Origin of the sequence: Pseudomonas sp. BC42, from assembly GCF_021560055.1 — a bacterium.
In the GTDB taxonomy this organism is placed as follows: domain Bacteria; phylum Pseudomonadota; class Gammaproteobacteria; order Pseudomonadales; family Pseudomonadaceae; genus Aquipseudomonas.
In genome coordinates, this window is the sequence record NZ_CP091067.1 from 2,413,900 (window position 1) to 2,429,656 (window position 15,757).

At 64.9% G+C, this 15,757-nt stretch carries 19 protein-coding genes; 9 read left to right on the forward strand and 10 right to left on the reverse strand.

The features are described from left to right. Window positions 1-57: 57 nt before the first annotated feature. From L1O02_RS11215 to tusD, 5 genes are read right to left on the reverse strand one after another with little or no spacing between them, the layout of a single operon-like run. The gene (locus L1O02_RS11215; RefSeq protein WP_235759855.1) at window positions 58-1,059 is read right to left on the reverse strand and encodes a glycosyl transferase family protein; all 1,002 of its coding nucleotides are present in this window, start codon (window positions 1,057-1,059) and stop codon (window positions 58-60) included. Continuing rightward, window positions 1,056-1,391 carry a TusE/DsrC/DsvC family sulfur relay protein gene (locus tag L1O02_RS11220; RefSeq protein ID WP_016966956.1) on the reverse strand — a complete coding sequence of 112 codons (336 nt, stop codon included), beginning with the start codon at window positions 1,389-1,391 and terminating at the stop codon, window positions 1,056-1,058. Before L1O02_RS11220 ends, L1O02_RS11215 begins: the two co-directional genes overlap by 4 nt. Further along, on the reverse strand, window positions 1,388-1,684 hold the full coding sequence (gene tusB, locus L1O02_RS11225) for a sulfurtransferase complex subunit TusB (protein ID WP_235759856.1): 297 nt from the start codon (window positions 1,682-1,684) through the stop codon (window positions 1,388-1,390). The genes L1O02_RS11220 and tusB overlap by 4 nt, the downstream gene beginning before the upstream one ends. Beyond that, window positions 1,684-2,046 carry a sulfurtransferase complex subunit TusC gene (gene tusC / locus L1O02_RS11230; protein ID WP_060840114.1) on the reverse strand — a complete coding sequence of 121 codons (363 nt, stop codon included), beginning with the start codon at window positions 2,044-2,046 and terminating at the stop codon, window positions 1,684-1,686. The genes tusB and tusC overlap by 1 nt, the downstream gene beginning before the upstream one ends. Before the next feature lies 1 nt (window position 2,047). Next, window positions 2,048-2,440 carry a sulfurtransferase complex subunit TusD gene (tusD, locus tag L1O02_RS11235; RefSeq protein ID WP_060840113.1) on the reverse strand — a complete coding sequence of 131 codons (393 nt, stop codon included), beginning with the start codon at window positions 2,438-2,440 and terminating at the stop codon, window positions 2,048-2,050. Between the two features lie 186 nt (window positions 2,441-2,626). Between tusD and L1O02_RS11240 the strand changes: the two genes are divergently transcribed. Next, window positions 2,627-3,376 (forward strand): SDR family oxidoreductase, encoded by a 750-nt coding sequence (locus tag L1O02_RS11240; RefSeq protein ID WP_060844098.1) that lies wholly within the window; start codon window positions 2,627-2,629, stop codon window positions 3,374-3,376. A gap of 12 nt (window positions 3,377-3,388) precedes the next feature. On the opposite strand, the gene L1O02_RS11245 is transcribed toward L1O02_RS11240, so the two are convergent. From L1O02_RS11245 to L1O02_RS11260, 4 genes are all read right to left on the reverse strand, one after another. Beyond that, the gene (locus L1O02_RS11245; protein ID WP_060840111.1) at window positions 3,389-4,093 is read right to left on the reverse strand and encodes a YoaK family protein; all 705 of its coding nucleotides are present in this window, start codon (window positions 4,091-4,093) and stop codon (window positions 3,389-3,391) included. A 48-nt stretch (window positions 4,094-4,141) separates the two neighbouring features. Further along, complete coding sequence (locus L1O02_RS11250; protein WP_060844097.1) at window positions 4,142-4,471, reverse strand: DUF6388 family protein; 330 nt, start codon at window positions 4,469-4,471, stop codon at window positions 4,142-4,144. A 36-nt stretch (window positions 4,472-4,507) separates the two neighbouring features. After that, window positions 4,508-5,008, reverse strand: a complete 501-nt coding sequence (locus L1O02_RS11255; RefSeq protein ID WP_060844096.1) for an RDD family protein — start codon at window positions 5,006-5,008, stop codon at window positions 4,508-4,510. A gap of 102 nt (window positions 5,009-5,110) precedes the next feature. After that, window positions 5,111-6,019: a LysR family transcriptional regulator gene (locus tag L1O02_RS11260; RefSeq protein ID WP_235759857.1), complete on the reverse strand. Its 909-nt coding sequence runs from the start codon at window positions 6,017-6,019 to the stop codon at window positions 5,111-5,113. A gap of 125 nt (window positions 6,020-6,144) precedes the next feature. Here L1O02_RS11260 and L1O02_RS11265 point away from each other — a divergent pair, with 125 nt between their 5' ends. The 8 genes from L1O02_RS11265 to L1O02_RS11300 all read left to right on the forward strand — a co-directional run bounded on the left by L1O02_RS11265 (window position 6,145) and on the right by L1O02_RS11300 (window position 14,164). After that, complete coding sequence (locus L1O02_RS11265) at window positions 6,145-7,293, forward strand: muconate cycloisomerase family protein (RefSeq protein WP_162492851.1); 1,149 nt, start codon at window positions 6,145-6,147, stop codon at window positions 7,291-7,293. 10 nt (window positions 7,294-7,303) lie between these two features. After that, window positions 7,304-7,594, forward strand: a complete 291-nt coding sequence (gene catC / locus L1O02_RS11270) for a muconolactone Delta-isomerase (protein WP_016966965.1) — start codon at window positions 7,304-7,306, stop codon at window positions 7,592-7,594. A 51-nt stretch (window positions 7,595-7,645) separates the two neighbouring features. Next, window positions 7,646-8,575, forward strand: a complete 930-nt coding sequence (gene catA, locus L1O02_RS11275) for a catechol 1,2-dioxygenase (RefSeq protein ID WP_060840106.1) — start codon at window positions 7,646-7,648, stop codon at window positions 8,573-8,575. Window positions 8,576-8,711: 136 nt separating this feature from the next. Next, entirely contained in the window at window positions 8,712-9,668 is a 957-nt protein-coding gene (locus L1O02_RS11280; protein WP_108545741.1) for an AraC family transcriptional regulator, read from the forward strand. 486 nt (window positions 9,669-10,154) lie between these two features. Further along, window positions 10,155-11,519 carry a benzoate 1,2-dioxygenase large subunit gene (gene benA / locus L1O02_RS11285; protein ID WP_235759858.1) on the forward strand — a complete coding sequence of 455 codons (1,365 nt, stop codon included), beginning with the start codon at window positions 10,155-10,157 and terminating at the stop codon, window positions 11,517-11,519. Continuing rightward, the gene (gene benB, locus L1O02_RS11290) at window positions 11,516-12,004 is read left to right on the forward strand and encodes a benzoate 1,2-dioxygenase small subunit (RefSeq protein WP_060840103.1); all 489 of its coding nucleotides are present in this window, start codon (window positions 11,516-11,518) and stop codon (window positions 12,002-12,004) included. Before benA ends, benB begins: the two co-directional genes overlap by 4 nt. A gap of 10 nt (window positions 12,005-12,014) precedes the next feature. After that, window positions 12,015-13,028, forward strand: coding sequence for a benzoate 1,2-dioxygenase electron transfer component BenC (gene benC, locus L1O02_RS11295; RefSeq protein ID WP_060844093.1), 1,014 nt, complete (start codon window positions 12,015-12,017; stop codon window positions 13,026-13,028). A gap of 362 nt (window positions 13,029-13,390) precedes the next feature. Further along, the gene (locus L1O02_RS11300) at window positions 13,391-14,164 is read left to right on the forward strand and encodes a 1,6-dihydroxycyclohexa-2,4-diene-1-carboxylate dehydrogenase (RefSeq protein ID WP_060844092.1); all 774 of its coding nucleotides are present in this window, start codon (window positions 13,391-13,393) and stop codon (window positions 14,162-14,164) included. Window positions 14,165-14,198: 34 nt separating this feature from the next. Here L1O02_RS11300 and L1O02_RS11305 read toward each other — a convergent pair whose 3' ends face one another. Next, window positions 14,199-15,581 (reverse strand): PLP-dependent aminotransferase family protein, encoded by a 1,383-nt coding sequence (locus L1O02_RS11305; protein ID WP_060844091.1) that lies wholly within the window; start codon window positions 15,579-15,581, stop codon window positions 14,199-14,201. Window positions 15,582-15,757: the final 176 nt, after the last annotated feature.

Here is a 15,757-nt window from a genome sequence, read left to right on the forward strand (position 1 = left end):
GCAGTCTATGCCCCTGGGTTCGAACAAAAAGCGCAAAGCGTGGGCGGTTTTGATCGATTAAATCGATCTGTCCCGGGCATCCCAATACTGCTGGGCCAGCGCGAAGGCCTGCTCCCGCGGCGTGCCCAGGCCGCGCAGGGCCAGAGCCATGGTGGCTAGCAGCGCCAGTTGTGGGTAGCTGTCCTCAACATCACCGCGCCACAGCGCCTTGAGGTGCTCGGGATCCAGGCTGGCCGGCTTCACATGGCGTTGTGCCGACAATGCCGGCCACTCTTCGTCCCAGCTAACCCCACCGGTGCTGCCGTACAGATGGCTGGTGGTGTCCGGGTTGATCTCGATCTCGCCGCCATCGCCCTTGATCACGATGACGTTGTCCCCTAGCAGGCCGCTGGCATCGCGGTGCACTGCCTGGTAACCGGGGTGGAAGATGCTCTGCAGGCCGCAACGGGCGCCCAGGGGGTTTAGCAGGCGCGCCAGGGAGTGGATTGGCGAACGCAGGCCTAAGATGTTGCGCAAATCGATCATGCGCTGCAGCTGCGGCGCCCAGTCGCCTAGCGGCATGAAGGCCAGGTTGCCCTGGTCCAGTGCCTGGCTGACCGATGGCCAGTCACGGCACAGGGGAATCCCCAGGGGCTCGAGCAACTGCTCGGTGTACAGGCGCCCGGCGGTATGGGCGCCGCCGCCGTGGAGCAGGATGCGCACGCCGTTCTGCGCCAGGCACTTGGCCGCCAGCAGGTACCAGGGCAGGTGGCGCTTCTTGCCGGCGTAGGTCGGCCAGTCGAGGTCCAGGGCCATCGCCGGGGCGTTGAGGCGCTGGCGCAAGGCTTCGGTAAAGCCCGCCAGCTCTTCCGGGCTTTCTTCCTTGTGCCGCAGCAGCATGAGAAAGGCGCCCAGTTGAGTGTCCTCCACCTTGTCGTCCAGCAGCATGCCCATGGCCTCCCGGGCTTCCTCGCGGGTCAGGTTGCGCGCACCACGCTTGCCCTTGCCAAGGATGCGCACGAACTGGGCGAAGGGATGCTCTGGCGGGGTCTGGGTGAGCAGGGGGGCGAAATCGTTCATAGGCAATTGGTCGGCTTCGGCAGGCCCGCCAGCTTGGCGGCAAGTTTGGCGGGAGTGCCCTTGAACAGTCGGTTCAGGTGCAGGCTGTTGCCCTTGTCCGGGCCCAGCTTGAGGGCGGTGTACTTGATCAGCGGGCGGGTGGCTGGGGACAGCTGGAACTCTTTATAGAAGCCCTGCAGCAGTTCGAGGATTTCCCAATGCTCCGCGCTCAGCTCCAGCTCTTCGTTGGCGGCCAGGGCTTGGGCTACGTCGGCGGACCAGTCGTCGAGATTGACCAGGTAACCGTCCTTGTCCAGTTCGATGGCGCGAGCGCCCACAGTCAGGGTACTCATAGCCAGGTATTGACCTTGTCATGCTCAATCGACAGGTCGACGAAGCCTGGGTAATCCACCGCCTTGGCCCAGGCCGGCAGGGCCAGGCCCCGGGCTTGCAAGTCTTCTTCCAGCACATACAGATTCAGGCCGCTGCGGGCGCCCAGTTCGCCGTAAAGAGTGGTGCCCGGCTGCAGCGCATAGGCGGCATCGCCGCACAGCAGCAGGCCATCGGCGCTGCCCAGCAGGCGCAGGCAGTTGCTCAGGCGGGTGTCGGTGAAGGGTGAGTGGGACAACACATGCAAGGTCGACATCAGAGGGTAATCACCTGGTCAAAACGGTCGATGATCCCGGCCAGTTCCGGGGCGTCCAGCAACTGCACCGCGTCAAGGCTCAAGGTTGCCGGGTCCAGACCACGAGCAGCGAGGCTGGCGCTGCAGGCAAACAGTTCGTCGACGCCGAACAGCGACAGCGCCTGCAGGTTGGCGCTCAGGTCTTTCTGGCGCAGCAGCGACGCCTGTTGCCCCGGCGCCAGTTGCAGCACGCCATCGTCGAGAAACAGCAGGCCGATCGGCAGGTCGAAGGCGCCGCCGGCCAGGACGATGTCCAGGGCCTCCCGGGCACCGGGACCGGACCAGGGGGCCTGACGGCTGATCAACAACAGGGATTTGGCCATTTCACGCCCCTCCAAAACAGATCAGGCGGTCGGCGGCCTGTACTGCGTCATGCAATTGCCCAAGCCCCGACAGCTCCCAGGGCGCCTCGACGTTCACCGCCGTGCGCTGATAGCGCTGGGCTTCGTCGGCGTTCAACACACCCCGGCGCAGGGCGGCGGCGATGCACACCACGCCATCGAGCTGATGCTGCTCGACAAATTCGCGCCATTCCCGGGGCAGGTCCTGTTCGTCCTGGGGTGTGACGACACTGTTGGCAGCGTTGTGCACGCCGTCCTGATAGAAAAACAGCCGGACAATCTCATGCCCGCCCGCCAGCGCCGCCTGGGCGAACAGCAGGGCGCGGCGCGAGGAAGGCGCATGAGCGGCAGAGAACAGGGCGATGGCGAACTTCATGACGGACTCGATGGATAAAACTGCGGCCATGATAAAGCTTTCTCCGTGGATCGGCTAAACCCCTTTCGCCCCGAAGGCTCAGGCGTGGCAAGCCCGGGACATATCGGGTAAAGCTTTGCCTGGCCCCAAACCCAGGGGCGAGGGATAGACTCGCGCCTTCAATCAATCTGGGACAAGGAGCAAGGGATGATGGAGTTGAATTCGGCGGTGGTGGTGGTCACCGGTGCCGGTCGTGGTCTGGGCGCGGCGCTGGCCATCAGCCTGGCGGACCTGGGCTGCAAATTGATTCTCTGTGGGCGCAACGCCGAGGCCCTGGCGCAAGTGAGCGCGGCGATCGAGACGCGCACCGGCCAGGCCGCCGATTGCGTGGTGGTGGATCTGGCCAGCAGCGAGAGCGTCAAGGCGGCGCTGGCGGAGATTCATGTGCGTCAGCCCCGGGTGGACATCCTGATCAACAACGGCGCCATGTGGCTGGAGGCCAGCGAGCAGCCCCACAGCGCGGCCGAGGTCACCGGAGTGATCGATGCGGCCTTGACGGGCACCTTCCTCCTGACCCAGGGCCTGATGCCGGCGCTCAAGGCCTCGCAGCGCCCGGACATCGTCACCATCGGCTCCATCAGTGGCCTGCCCAATGCACCGCTGCACAGCGTGTCGCTGCCGTTCTACGCGGCCAAGCACGGGCAACTGGCCCTGGCCGACGGTCTGCGCCAGGTGCTCAAGGGCACGCCGGTGCGCTCGCTTTGCGTGCATCCGCCGTATCTGGAAGACATCTCGCCGCTGGACCCGGCCTGGCAGCAGGTTCCGGCACGACAGAAGGGCGAGCAGGGCACCAACCGCGACGTGGTGGAAGCGGTGGTCTTCGCCCTGACTCGACCACGGCACATCAGCCTGTCGTCGATCGTCATCGATACCGACAGCGGCGGTCTGTTCGACTGACGGCGGCGCAGTTCAGCGGGTCTTGTAGCCCAGTTGCCAGCGGCGCGGAATCTTCAGTGACGCGATGCCCAGCAGGGCGGCAAGCAACCCGCTGACATACAGCGCCTGGAGCCCCAGGTGCTGTTCCAGCAAGGCCCCCAGCACCGCTCCGGCGAACATCCCGCTCCACGGCACCAGCTGTACCCGCCAGCCGTTGCGCCGTTCGCCGAGCACCCAGCGCCCCAGCCCGCGGCCAAAGCGCGACAGGGCACCGGTGACGTAGGTCAGGCCGATGGGCAGGCCGTTTACTTCCTCCACCGCCGCATTGAGCATGCCCATGGCGATGATGGCCGCCAGCAGGGCCGGCAGTTGCTGCTCGAAGGGCCAGGCCGCGGAGGCGCAGAGCAACGCGCCAATGCTCAGCAGCAAGGGCAGGGCGCGGTGTCCGGCCAGGCGGCTGACCACCACGCCCAGGGCGTTGCCGACGACAAAGGTCGCCACCAGCAGCATCAGGCGCAGCACCAGGGCCGGTTCGCCATCGCTGATGGCCACCGCCATGCGCGTGGTGTTGCCGCTCATGAAAGACACGAAATCGCCAGTGGCCATGAAGCCGATGGCGTCCGTCATCCCGGCCAGCACGGACAGGCAGGCCACCAGCCCGAGGCCGACCCGCCCGCGCCATTTCTGCGTGTGCTGCAGGGCGGCGCTGGCCGCTTGTGTGGAAGTCGAAGGCAACATCGTCGGTTCTCCTGAACAGGGACTGCGGGGGACGCGTGCGGGTCAAGGCTATGGGGCGAGATGATGCAGGGCGCAATACTCATCCCACGGCATGCCGGCCATTTCCGCCACCTCCTTGTGCACTTCAAGGCGCTGGGCGTGGAATTCCTCCGGGCTGGCGGCGGTCAGTTGCAGGCTCAACTCCCAGGCGAACAGCCCCAGGCGCTCGGCTTCGGCTTCAAAGGCTTCATGCAGGCGTTCGTTGCGGTACTGCTCGGGCGTCTCGCCCTTGACCTGGGCCTCCAGCGGATTGAGCTTGTCCAGGGCTTCGCGCAGTTCGGGGCGGGCGGCGAGAAATCTTTCCAAGGCTATTTCGTGGTGCAGGGCATCGGCGGGCATCGGGGCTCCTTGAGGGGAACGGGCAGTCTTCAGGCATCAAGCCCGGGACAGGGGGTGTGCTGGCATTTCACTGCGTATCTGCTGCAGATCTTTGTGCGGGATCACGTAGGTGCGGGCGAGCATATCGCCTATTCGCTGGCAGCGGCTTGATTCCACGCAGGCCATCAGCGGGACAAAGGCGAACGCGGCCTCCAGATAGCGGGTGGCGCTTCTGATCAGTACCTGGATCAGCGTCGGCGGCGTCCCGGCGGCGTTGATCACCACCAGGCCCAGGGCGCACTTGCCGGGCGTGCGGCCCTTGAAGAAATACTCCCAGGCCACGAAGTACAAGGGCCAGACCAGCATGAACAGCATTGAGTGCAGGTAGGGCTCCAGCCCCGTCTGTTGCGCGAGGTCGAGCAAGCGTCTGACCGGCTGCAACGCCAGCACCCCGTGCAGGCTCAGCGACAGGAGCACATACACCGCCAGCGCCAGCACCTGGTCGAGCATGAAGGCGGCGGCGCGGCGCAGGATCAGTCGGGTTCTTGAGACTTCCATGGTCGATTCCAGAGTTTTTTCCATCATGTCGGGCGCAGTGTAATCCCCGCAGGGCGGGGAGTAGCAGTGGTTTTGGCGGGGGCCTACTGCACCCGCACCGAGTCAGCTGACCACGGGCTGTTCGCGACCGATCTCGCTGCGCAACTGGGCAATCAGGTGCAGGCAATGGGTGAGCCCCGGCGACGGCTCGCCGACCCGGCGGCTGAGGATGATCGGCGAGGTGGCAGCGGTTTCCAGCAGCGGGCAAAAACCGATGTCGTCGCGGTGCAGCACCTGTACCGAGGCCGGCACCAGGGTGACGCCAATGCCGGCGCCCACCAGGCCGATGGCGGTCTGCAATTCGTTGGTCCACTGGGCGATCTTCAGGTTCAGGCCACGGGCATTGAACAGTGCGATCACATGGTCGGCGTAGCTCGGCCGCGGGTTGGCCGGGTACAGCACGAAGGGCTCGTTGGCCAGTTGCTCAAGCGTCAGTGCCTGCCCCAGCAGCGGATGGCCGGCGGGCAGGGCGACCACCAGTCGGTCCTCGGTCAGCACCCTCTGCACGATGGCCGGGTCGTCGATGTGGATCCGCCCGAAGCCGATATCGATGCGCCCGGCCTTCAAGGCTTCCACCTGTTGCAGGGTGGTCATTTCCGACAGGCCCAGTTCCAGCTCCAGGGTTTCGTTGCTGCGCAGGCGGCGGATCAGTTGCGGCAGCACGCCGTACAAGGTCGAAGGGGCAAAGCCGATGCCCAGCCAGGTCTTGTGCCCCAGGCCGATGCGCCGGGTGTTGTCGCAGACCTTGCCCAACTGCTCCAGCACCCGGTTGGAATGCTCATAGAAAAACCGCCCGGCGGCGGTCAGGCGCAGCGGCCGGCCACGCTCCAGCAACAACACCCCCAACTCGTCTTCCAGTTGCTGGATCTGCCGGCTCAAGGGCGGTTGGGCAATGTGCAGGCGCTCGGCGGCGCGGGTGAAATTGAGGGTTTCCCCCAGCACCTGGAAGTAGCGCAGGTGACGCAGTTCCATGACAGCTCTCCAGTGGCGATGTGCATACCTTAAAGGTATCAAGCCAGACCAATTCTATATTGGAACCCCGGAAAAAGCCGGGACAGAATCGAGCGCAGAACTTCAAGAACCTCACGGGTATGGACATGCACGCTTCTGCCATTGAATCGATCGAAACGATCATCGTCGATCTGCCGACCATTCGCCCCCACAAGCTGGCCATGCACACCATGCAGAACCAGACCCTGGTGCTGATCCGCCTGCGCTGCGCCGACGGCATCGAAGGCCTGGGGGAATCCACCACCATCGGCGGCCTGGCCTATGGCAACGAAAGCCCGGACAGCATCAAGACCAACATCGACCGCTTCTTCACCCCGTTGCTGCTCGGCCAGGACGCCAGCAACATCAACGCTGCCATGCTGCGCCTGGAGCAGAGCATCCGCGGCAACACCTTCGCCAAGTCCGGGATCGAAAGCGCCTTGCTCGATGCCCAGGGCAAGCGCCTCGGGCTGCCGGTCAGCGAACTGTTGGGCGGCCGGGTGCGCGATGCGCTGCCCGTGGCCTGGACCCTGGCCAGCGGCGACACCGCCAAGGACATCGCCGAAGCCGAGAAGATGCTCGACCTGCGTCGCCACCGCATCTTCAAGCTGAAGATCGGTGCCGGTGAAGTGGACCGCGACCTGGCCCATGTGATCGCCATCAAGAAGGCCCTGGGCGACCGCGCCAGCGTGCGGGTCGACGTCAACCAGGCCTGGGACGAAGCCGTGGCCCTGCGCGCCTGCCGCATCCTCGGCAGCAACGGCATCGACCTGATCGAGCAACCGATTTCGCGTAACAACCGCGCCGGCATGGTGCGCCTGAATGCCAGCAGCCCGGCGCCGATCATGGCCGACGAATCCATCGAATGCGTGGAAGACGCCTTCAACCTGGCCCGCGAAGGGGCGGCCTCGGTGTTCGCCCTGAAGATCGCCAAGAACGGCGGACCCCGCGCCACCCTGCGCACCGCGGCGATTGCCGAGGCAGCGGGCATCGGCCTGTACGGCGGCACCATGCTCGAAGGCGGCATCGGCACCCTGGCCTCGGCCCACGCCTTCCTGACCCTGAACAAACTGAGCTGGGACACCGAGCTGTTCGGCCCGCTGCTGCTGACCGAGGACATCCTCGCCGAGGCGCCGGTGTACCGGGATTTCCACCTGCATGTCTCACGGGCGCCGGGCCTCGGCCTGAGCCTGGACGAAGAGCGCCTGGCGTTCTTCCGTCGCGACAAAACCACCCCCGTGCTGCATCACACCTGAGGAGGGCTGCATGCTATTCCACGTGAAAATGACCGTGAACCTGCCGGTCGACATGAACCCCGAGCGCGCCGCGCAACTGAAGGCCGAGGAAAAGGCCCTGGCCCAGCGCCTGCAGGCCGAAGGCAAGTGGCGCCACCTGTGGCGCATTGCCGGGCTGTACGCCAACTACAGCGTGTTCGACGTCGACAGTGTGCAGGAACTGCACGACACCCTGATGCAATTGCCGTTGTACCCGTACATGGCCATCGAAGTTAACGCCCTGTGCAGGCATCCTTCGTCCATTCATGAGGATGACCGCTGAGTTCGCATCAGCCCGTTCACCACTCTAATAAATACAAGATGAGGATTAATCATGAACGTCAGAATTTCCCAGACTGCCAGCGCCCAGCGTTTTCTTGAAGAAGCCAGCGGCCAGTTCACCGAAGGCGGCAACCCCCGGGCCAAGGCCATCGTCTACCGCATCCTGCGGGACACCGTGAACATCATCGAAGACCTGAACGTCACCCCGGAAGAGTTCTGGAAAGCCGTCAACTACCTCAACGTGCTCGGTGCCCGCCAGGAAGCCGGCCTGCTGGCCGCGGGCCTGGGCCTGGAGCACTACCTGGACCTGCTGATGGACGCCGCCGACGAACAGGCCGGCAAGACCGGCGGCACCCCGCGCACCATCGAAGGCCCGCTGTACGTGGCCGGCGCGCCCCTCAGCCAGGGCGAAGCGCGCCTGGACGACGGCCTCGACCCGGGCGTGGTGCTGTTCATGCAAGGGCAGGTGACCAACACCGCCGGCCAGCCCCTGGCCGGGGCTGTCGTCGATGTCTGGCACGCCAACACCGGCGGCACCTATTCCTACTTCGACGGCAGCCAGTCGGAGTTCAACCTGCGCCGGCGCATCGTCACCGACGCCGAGGGCCGCTACCGTTTTCGCAGCATCGTGCCGTCCGGCTACGGCTGCCCGCCGGAAGGCCCGACCCAGCAACTGCTGGATCAACTGGGGCGTCACGGCCAGCGCCCGGCGCACATCCACTTCTTCATCTCCGCCGATGACCATCGCCACCTGACCACTCAGATCAACCTGGACGGCGACCCCTACCTGCACGACGACTTCGCCTACGCCACCCGCGACGAGCTGATCGCCAAGATCACCTTCAGCGAGGACCAGGCCCGGGCCAAGGAGTTGGGCGTGAGCGGCCGCTTCGCGGAAATTCACTTCGACTTCACCCTGCAGTCCTCGGCCCAGCCGCAAGAACAGCAGCGCCACGAACGGGTGCGTGCCCTGGAGGACTGAAGCGCCGACCCTGCTTGAACCGGCCACGGAGCACCGACCCAGGTGCCCGTGGCTTTTGCCGTTATGCCTGGCCTGACGAGACTGCGTTGCGTGCCTGAAACGCAGACCTGATAAGCACCATCAGAGTGACCCGATCATGCAAATGCATCTGTTGAGTGAACGCAGCCGCGTGTTTGTTCAAGCCGATCCCCATGCCGTGTCCGGTTACGTCAATCAGCACGTGGGCAGCCACTGCATCCGCTTGCCCCGGGCGGGCCATCCCCAGGCCAGCCTCAACCATCGGGCCCTGGCCAGCCTGGATTTGTGCAGCCTCAGCTATGGCGGCAGCGTGCGCGTCACCTCGCCGGCGCTGGAAAGCATCTACCACCTGCAGGTGCTGCTGCGTGGCCACTGCCTGTGGCGCAGCCGCGACCAGGAACACTGCTTCGCCCCGGGGGAACTGCTGCTGATCAACCCCGACGACCCGGTGGACCTGACCTATTCCGAGGACTGCGAAAAATTCATCATCAAGATTCCCACGCACCTGCTGGAAGCCGCCTGCCAGGAACAGCGCTGGCAGTACCCGGGGCAGGGCGTGCGCTTTCTGCGCCAGCGTTACCAACTGCAGGAACTGGAAGGCTTCGTACCTCTGCTGAGCCTGTTGTGCCAGGAGTCCGAAGCCCTGGAGGCCATGCCCAAGGTGCAAGAGCACTACGCGCACATCCTGGTGAGCAAACTGCTGGGCCTGATGCAGACCAATGTCCAGCGCGGCACCCTGAGTGCCTCGGCGGCGACCTTCGAACGCATTGCCGACTACATCGAGCGCAACCTCAAGCGCGACATTGGTTGCGAAGAGCTGGCGCAACAGGCGTGCATGAGCCTGCGTTCGCTGTACGCGCTGTTTGAACGCAACGTCCGCACCACGCCGAAGCACTACATCCGCCAGCAGAAACTGCAACGGGTGCACGCCTGCCTCAGCGACCCGCACAGCCCGGTGCGCAACGTCACCGAACTGGCCCTGGACTTCGGCTTTTCCCACCTGGGCCGCTTCGCCCAGAGCTACCGCCAGGAATACGGCGAACGGCCGTCCGACACCCTCAAGCGTCGCCACTGACCGGCCCTTCCGACCTGTGCCTGGCGAGCGCCAGTCGAGCCTTTAGCGGCCTAGAGACCCTTGCGTCCCTTCGGGCCGTTCGCAGCCTGCGGCAGCGGCTACACCCCTGTAGCCGCTGCCGAGCCTGCGAGGCTGCGAAAAGGTCCGCAGGACCTTGCCTGGCGATCGCCAGTCGAGCCTTTAGCGGCCTTGGAATCCTTGCGTCCCTTCGTGCCGTTCGCAGCCTGCGGCAGCGGCTACGCCCCTGTAGCCGCTGCCGAGCCTGCGAGGCTGCGAAAAGGTCCGCAGGACCTTGTCTGGCGATCGCCAGTCGAACCTTTAGCGGCCTTGGAATCCTTGCGTCCCTTCGGGCCGTTCGCAGCCTGCGGCAGCAGCTACAAGGCAATCTGCAGAAAACGGATACAGGTCTGCACGCATCGGCTATTGCCCCGCCAACCCCCGTCCTAGCATGGCCCTGCCTGAATAAAAACAATGGAGGCGGCGGCCATGTCCCTGCGACCCGAATACCTGCATTCCCTGCTTGAAGAAGACCCCGACCAGGGCGTCTACCGCTGCAAGCGGGAGATGTTCACCGACCCCCGGTTGTTCGACCTGGAGATGCAGCACATCTTCGAAGGCAACTGGCTGTACCTGGCCCACGACAGCCAGATCCCCAACCCCAACGACTACTACAGCACCACCATGGGCCGGCAGCCGGTGTTCATCGCGCGCAACAAGAACGGTGAACTCAATGCCTTCATCAACGCCTGCAGTCATCGCGGCGCCATGCTCTGCCGGCACAAGACCGGCAACAAGGCGTCCTTCACCTGCCCGTTCCACGGCTGGACCTTCAACAACACCGGCAAACTGCTCAAGGTCAAGGACCCGGCCGCTGCCGGCTACCCGGCCAGCTTCAACTGCGACGGCTCCCACGACCTGACCCGCGTCGCGCGCTTCGAGTCCTATCGCGGCTTTCTGTTCGGCAGCCTCAACCCCGACGTATTGCCCCTGGTGGAGCACCTGGGGGAGTCGGCGAAGATCATCGACATGATCGTCGACCAGTCCGCCGACGGCCTGGAAGTGCTGCGCGGCTCCTCCAGCTACATCTACGAAGGCAACTGGAAGCTCACCGCCGAGAACGGCGCCGACGGCTACCACGTCAGCTCGGTGCACTGGAACTACGCCGCCACCCAGAACCAGCGCAAGCAGCGCGAAGCCGGGGAAGACATCCGCACCATGAGCGCCGGCACCTGGGCCAAGCAGGGCGGCGGTTTCTACTCCTTCGACAAGGGCCACATGCTGCTCTGGACCCGCTGGTCCAACCCCGAGGACCGCCCGCTGTACGAACGCCGCGACGAGCTGGCTCGTGACTTCGGCCAGGCCCGGGCCGACTGGATGATCGAGAACTCGCGCAACCTGTGCCTGTACCCCAACGTCTACCTGATGGACCAGTTCAGCTCGCAGATCCGCATCGCCCGGCCGATCTCGGTGGACCGCACCGAAATCACCATCTACTGCATCGCGCCCAAGGGCGAGAGCGACGAAGCTCGGGCCCGGCGCATCCGCCAGTACGAAGATTTCTTCAACGTCAGCGGCATGGCCACCCCGGACGACCTGGAGGAGTTCCGTTCCTGCCAGCTCGGCTACCAGGGCAGCAGCACGGCCTGGAACGACATGTCCCGCGGTGCCGAGCATTGGGTCCGCGGGGCGGACGAGGCCGCCAAAGAAATCGACCTGCAGCCGATCCTCAGCGGCGTGCGCACCGAGGACGAAGGCCTGTTCGTGATGCAGCACAAGTACTGGCAGCAAACCCTGCTGGCGGCCCTGCAGCGTGAAGCCTCACGGCAGATCGCGGTGGAGGCCGTGCAATGACTGTTTCCTACGACACCGTGCGCGATTTCCTGTACCGCGAAGCCCGCTACCTGGACGACAAGGACTGGGACAACTGGCTGGAACTCTACGCCCCGGACGCGACCTTCTGGATGCCGTCCTGGGACGACAGCGACCAGCTGACCGAAGACCCGCAGCGGGAAATCTCGCTGATCTGGTATGGCAACCGCAGCGGCCTGGAAGACCGGGTGTTCCGCATCAAGACCGAGCGCTCCAGCGCCAGCATTCCCGACACCCGCACCTCCCATAACCTGAGCAATATCGAGCTGCTGGAGCAGGGCGACGGCCTGTGCAAGCTGCGCTTCAACTGGCACACCCTGAGCTTTCGCTACAAGACCGTGGACAGTTACTTCGGCTGCAGCTTCTACACCCTCGACCTGCGCGGCGAAAACCCGTTGATCCTGGCCAAGAAAGTCATCCTGAAGAACGACTACGTTCGCCAGGTCGTCGATATCTACCACCTCTGAGGCGACTGCCATGAGCCATCAAATCGCACTCAATTTCGAAGACGGCGTGACCCGCTTCGTCAACGCCAACCCGGGCGAAACCGTGGCCGACGCCGCCTACCGCCAAGGCATCAACATCCCCCTGGACTGCCGCGACGGCGCGTGCGGCACCTGCAAGTGCCTGGCCGAGGCCGGGCGCTACGAGCTGGGCGAGGACTACATCGAAGACGCCCTGAGCGCCGATGAGGCCGAGCAGGGTTTTGTCCTCACCTGCCAGATGCGCGCCTTGAGCGATTGCGTGGTGCGGGTGCCGGCTTCGTCCCAGGTCTGCCGCGCCGGGCAGGGCAGTTTCCAGGCCAGCATCAGCGCCGTGCGCCAGCTGTCCGCCAGCACCATTGCCCTGTCGATCAAGGGCGAGGCCCTGAGCCAGCTGGCGTTCCTGCCGGGGCAATACGTCAACCTCGGGGTGCCCGGCAGCGAACAGACCCGGGCCTATTCCTTCAGCTCCTTGCAGCGCGACGGCGAGGTCAGCTTCCTGATCCGCAATGTGCCCGGCGGCCTGATGAGCAGCTTCCTCACCGGTCTTGCCAAAGCCGGCGACAGCATGACCCTGGCCGGGCCCCTGGGCAGCTTCTACCTGCGGGATATCCGCCGGCCCCTGCTGTTGCTGGCGGGCGGCACCGGGCTGGCGCCGTTCACCGCCATGCTGGAGAAAATCGCCGAGCAGGGCAGCGAGCACCCGCTGCATTTGATCTACGGCGTGAGCAACGATTTCGACCTGGTGGAGCTGGAGCGCCTGGAAGACTTTGCCGCGCGCATCCCGCAGTTCAGCTTCAGCGCCTGCGTGGCCAACCCCGAGAGCCAGTACCCGCGCAAAGGCTACGTAACCCAGCACATCGAGCCGGTGCACCTCAACCAGGGCGATGTGGACGTGTACCTGTGCGGGCCGCCGCCGATGGTCGAGGCGGTGAGCCAGTTCATCCGCGAGCAGGGCATTGCCCCGGCAAATTTCTACTACGAGAAGTTCGCCGCCAGCGCCGCCTGAAGGGCATTGCACTCTTGTGTAGGCGCTGGCTTGCCAGCGAAGGCGTCCATCAGGGCGCTGCAAGGCCCAAAGGCCCTTTCGCCGGCAAGCCGGCTCCTACGAAGTTCCACACGGCAAGCCCGGCCTTGTAGGAGCTGGCTTGCCAGCGAAGACGTCCAGCAGGGCGCTGCAAGGCTCAAGGGTCCCTTCGCCGGCAAGCCGGCTCCTACGAAGTTCCACACGGCAAGCCCGGCCTTGTAGGAGCTGGCTTGCCAGCGAAGGCGTCCAGCATGGCGCGGCAAGGCTCAAAGGCCCTTTCGCCGGCAAGCCGGCGCCGACGTCGGGTGGTGTTCTCCCTATCTTTTTGCATTCACGAGGTTTCCATGAACCGTTTCCACAACCAAGTCGCCCTGGTCACCGGCGCCGCCCAAGGCATCGGCCGTCGCGTTGCCGAACGCCTGGCCGAAGAGGGCGCCCGCGTGGTGCTGGTGGACCGCTCCGAGCTGGTCTTCGAACTGGCCGCTGAGCTGAGCCCCCGTTACCCGGTCCTGGCCCTGACCGCCGACCTGGAGCAGTACAGCGAATGCAGTCGGATCATGGCGGCGGGCATCGCCCACTTCGGCCGCCTGGACATCCTCATCAACAACGTCGGCGGCACCATCTGGGCCAAGCCCTTCGAACACTACGAGCCCGCGCAGATCGAAGCCGAAGTGCGTCGCTCGCTGTTCCCGACCTTGTGGTGCTGCCACGCCGCCTTGCCGCAGATGCTGGAGCAGGGCAGTGGCGCCATCGTCAACGTCTCGTCCATCGCCACCCGCAGCCTCAACCGCGTGCCCTACGGTGCGGCCAAGGGCGGGATCAACGCGCTGACCGCTTGCCTGGCCTTCGAAACCGCCGGCCGCGGCGTGCGGGTCAATGCCACCGCCCCGGGTGGCACCGAAGCCCCGCCGCGGCGCATCCCGCGCAACAGCGCCGAGCCGAGCGCCGAGGAGCAGGCCTGGTATCAGCAGATCGTCGAGCAGACCCTGGACAGCAGCCTGATGAAACGCTACGGCAACATGGACGAGCAGGCCGCGGCGATCCTGTTCCTCGCCTCCGACGAAGCTTCCTACATCACCGGCACGGTGCTGCCGGTGGGCGGCGGCGACCAGGGCTGAAGCCCGGCGGCCGCAGGCTGAGCTCCTGAGCCCGTCAGTAGAACAGCCGCGGCTCGGGTGAGGCGAGCAGGCTGGCCAGCTTGGTCAGGGCAAAGCTCAGTTCGGCGCGGCTCGGCGACATCAAGGCAATGCGCACGCCGCGGCTGGCCGTGGTGCGCTGAGCCAGGAACTGGCTGCCGCTGACCACGGTGACCCCCTGGGCGCGGGCCAGGTTGGCAAACTCATCGCAGTTCCAGGGCTCGGGCAATACCAGCCAGATGTGAAAGCTGTTGGGCTGGCTGCTGATCTGATAGTTGCCGAGAATCTCCCGCGCCATTTGCTGGCGCACCGCCGCCTCTTGCTGCTGGACCTTGATCAACTGCTCGCCGGTGCCGCTGTTGATCAGGTTGCTGGCCAGTTGCGCCATCATCGGCGAGGGCATCCATACACTGCTGCGGACCATGGACGACAGGCGCGAGAGGGTTTCGGGCGGGGCGTACAGGTAACCGATGCGCAGGGCCGGCAGGATGCTTTTCGACAGGCTGGTCAGGTAGATCGAACGCTCGGGGGCGTAGGCCGAGATCGGCTTGTGCACCGTGTGGGTTTCCAGAAAACCATAGATGTCATCGTCGATGATGAACACATCGTATTCGCGGGCGATCTGGGCGATGGCTTCGCGGCGCTCCGGCGGCATGATCGAGTTGGTCGGGTTCTGGTGAGTGGTCACGCACACCAGCAGGGCCGGACGGTGTTCCTGGCATGCGGCGCGGAAGGCCTCGGGCACCAGCCCGTATTCATCGATCTGCACGCCCATCAGGCGCCTGTCCAGGCTGTGGGCCAGGGAGATGATCCCGGGGTAGCAATGCTCTTCGCAGAGAATCAGGTCGTTGGTGTTGGACAGGCTGTTGATGGCCACCAGCAGGCCGTGCTGTGCGCCGCTGGTGAGCACGATCTGCTGCCAGCGCGCCTCGGGCAGGCTGCGCTGCACCCAGCGGGCGCCGGCCTGCTTGTGCACGGCGTGCCCGCCATCGGTGGCGTAGTCCAGAACCCGGTTCAGGTCGGTCGACTGTGCCAGCTCGCCAATGGAATCGCGCAGCCACATCCCGACGTTGGCGTCATTGGGCTTGATGATCGACAGATCGATCTGCGCGCTGTGGCTATCGGCGGCGGTTTGTGCTGCGACAGGTGCCGTCCTGGTCTTGGCCGGCAGGACAAAGGTCCCGCGTCCGACTTCCCCCACCACCAGCCCGCGCTTGGCCGCTTCGTCATAGGCACGACCCACGGTGCCGGGCGTGACTTTCAAGGCCTCGGCCAGCTCCTTGAGGGTGGGCAGCCGATCTTCAGGGCTCAGGCGCCCGGAGCGAATGTCTTGCTCCAGGGCGTCGGCAATCATTAGGTAAACCGGCTGCGCGTGGCCGCTGTATTGAGGAACCCACATAGGTAAAGCACCAGAGTCTGCACAAGCACGCAAGCCTAACATGAACCTGTGAAGGGGCGTAATCCTGTGGTAATCGAGGATATTGCACCTAATTGATGCGATTTAATTTTTTCGAGTAACCCAGTTTTTCCGTCGGTTTTGTCGCGCTGAAATTTTCTTTCACGAGAAATTTCAAT